2 protein-coding genes are annotated in these 2,679 nt (G+C 33.5%); both read right to left on the reverse strand.

What is annotated here, in order from left to right; genetic code table 11:
• Nucleotides 1-465 precede the first annotated feature (465 nt).
• Nucleotides 466-1,710 (reverse strand): 5-methylcytosine restriction system specificity protein McrC, encoded by a 1,245-nt coding sequence (locus M917_RS00030; RefSeq protein ID WP_161626686.1) that lies wholly within the window; start codon nucleotides 1,708-1,710, stop codon nucleotides 466-468.
• A gap of 52 nt (nucleotides 1,711-1,762) precedes the next feature.
• Nucleotides 1,763-2,679: McrB family protein (locus tag M917_RS00035; RefSeq protein ID WP_040641426.1), on the reverse strand; the 917-nt coding region annotated here is incomplete at its 5' end.

The raw sequence follows: 2,679 nt of genomic DNA on the forward strand, positions 1-2,679 counted from the left end.
AGTCGAGGTATAGGAGCTAGATTCAAGCAGCCACTGAATACGTCTTAAAAAGTTGAGCTGGAATTCTGCCGTGGGCATTATAAAAATCCTCTAAAAGCACAGTAGCTCATTCTAATAAAATTAATACTGGTGCTGTCAAAGCTTTGTATATAAAGTTATCGTATATTCATCGAAAAAAAATTTTTATTTTATAAATAAATCAGTTACTTTATTATTAATCATATTAAAAGATAGTCTAATCACAACGCGTCATTTTAATGACGTTAGGTTAGCTCCTGAACCCATATATTGGGTTATTGATTGATAATAACTTTGTATTGAGGCAATAACATTGATTGTAAAATCCTACGGTTGAGTGCATAGAATTCAACTTGTGGAGCTTATGTACTACTAAAGTGGGTGTTGTACCCTTTAAAGGCTTTGAGTCTATTTAAGCGATTACAGTCAGCGTGCATCAAATATGGGTCATATAAGCAATAGCGATTCCACTCTTCTCAAAAAATCGTCTTTTTGTTCTGTTAATTGGTGATGTGAGTCTTTTAAACATATTCCATCTACTTTAAACCAAGTGTTACTCGTAGAGTCACCGTAAAGATTTTTAGCAAAGTTCTTATCTAGTTTTTCTTTGTCGAAGCGCTCACTTAGTGGATAAATCAGCCCCAAACCTATTAGCTTTTTATTATGTGATTCCATATAAGAGCCGTAAGTATGTAATTGGAAAAAATCAGTTCTATCATAGTCGCTGAAATGACCGGTCATGCGCTTATATTTAGCATCTAACACAACTACATGACCATCTTTTTCTAAAATAATATCTGGAATAATACTTCGTTCAAAACCTATATTTTGGTAGATTCTATACTGCTGAGAGTAAACATGCCACCCTCTAGGAGCAAAGCATTTTTTTAAGATAGTGAATAGATATTTCTCCCATATCTCTGCCATATCTAAAAATAAGGCATCGCCCATTGTATCTGCCATTTCATGCATTGATGATTGTTTCTTATGCTGAATAATATGCCAAGAGAAATCTACTATCTCTTTATAGTTAGCATAAATAGCACCATATTTTATTTTTTGGAATTGGTTCGTGGTGATGACCTTCTTGTTATAGCACGGTACTCTTATTACCTCTTTTACAGCATCACTTAACATACTTTCTGTTAAAGAATAATCTTTGCATAAGATGATGTAAGCTTTCTTTAGAATGGCTACAATTGTACTGTCTACCTCTTTTTCTATCCGCTTTGAGACTACATATTTTTCTTTATAAATAGGTAACACACTTCTTTTTATAGCTATCTTCCCTCTTACAGTACTACTTTTATTTAGCTTTTCTACTTTGTGCTTCGGTAAGCCATGTATATTAATTTTGCTTAAGGTTTTAACCCATATTATGCTTATGATCTTTTTTAAAAGCTCATTATCACTGTTGTCATACAGCTTGTACTCGGAGGTATTGTGTGCAAGCTTAATATTAAATATCTCTTCTAGTAATATTAAGATATTGGCATTACCAAAGCGAGGCTGTACTTCAAAACAATGAGGTTTACCATTGTATTCGAAGTATAATTTTCCAATATATCTACCTGTCAGCCACTTTTTATGAGTATGGCTATAGCTTAACAAGGGTTGCTCATCACTCGCTACGCTAGGGCTAACTCTAAACACATTGGTACTTATAAAGCAGTTGTTAATAACAATTGCCATATTTGCCTCTATATCAATATAAGAGCAATCCCTGACTTTTATAGTGCAAATATCACTTTGCATGAGTAAAAATTTTCTCAGCATTACACATATAATTTTGTACCATCTCTTTGTCCGTATTACCTAAAAAAGCCTCTAACATAGGTTCTATTGAAAACCTCCATAAAATATCTCGCGCTTCTTTATATAATTTTAACTTGCTTCTGCTTTTGCCTGTTAAATTGGCATTTTGTTCATAAATCTTAGGTAACTCAGCAAAAAAAGTATGTCCAATTTGGTAATCTACGCCTAGCTCGTCGATTTCTGTACTTATGTATTCATTTAATAAAGTGCAAGCATCTACAAATTCTTCGATATATTCTGATAGCGTGTCATGTAGATTCTGACTGAGCATATTAGATAAAACGTCTTTATCATAGCCTTTAAACTTCCACAGAAATCGTCTGCGTAAAGCAAAGTCCATACGCTCTACGGAAAAATCAATTTCATTCATGGTTCCGATAATGTATAAATTATCAGGAATAATGAGCGTAATACCTTTAATTGCAGTTTCGATAGGTTTGTTCCGATACTCCATAGCAGAGAATAACTCTCCAAACACACGTGATAAATCCACCCTATTTATCTCATCTAAAATGAGTACATGAGGTAGCTTTATTTTGTTATCTTTGTCAGTAGTTTCAGTTTCTTGGTTTGCTTTTTCGATAATATTGAACAATTGGCCTTTGACAGGAACTGTTTCCGAGCCATCAGAGGTTGATTTTAGTTGGTAGCCTGCTATGAAATCTTCGTAAGAGGTATTTGGATTAAATTGAAGATAATGTATTCGGCCATCTACAACAGTTTTTTTATCTTTAAGGAAGCGCTGTAAGTTTTCTTTTTTATGTAAAAAATGAATAGCAATTAAAGATTCAGCTAAGGCGTTTGCAGAGTGTGTTTTTCCTGTACCTGGAGGGCCATAATATATAG

Origin of the sequence: Psychrobacter aquaticus CMS 56, from assembly GCF_000471625.1 — a bacterium.
GTDB classification, from domain to species: Bacteria; Pseudomonadota; Gammaproteobacteria; order Pseudomonadales; family Moraxellaceae; genus Psychrobacter; species Psychrobacter aquaticus.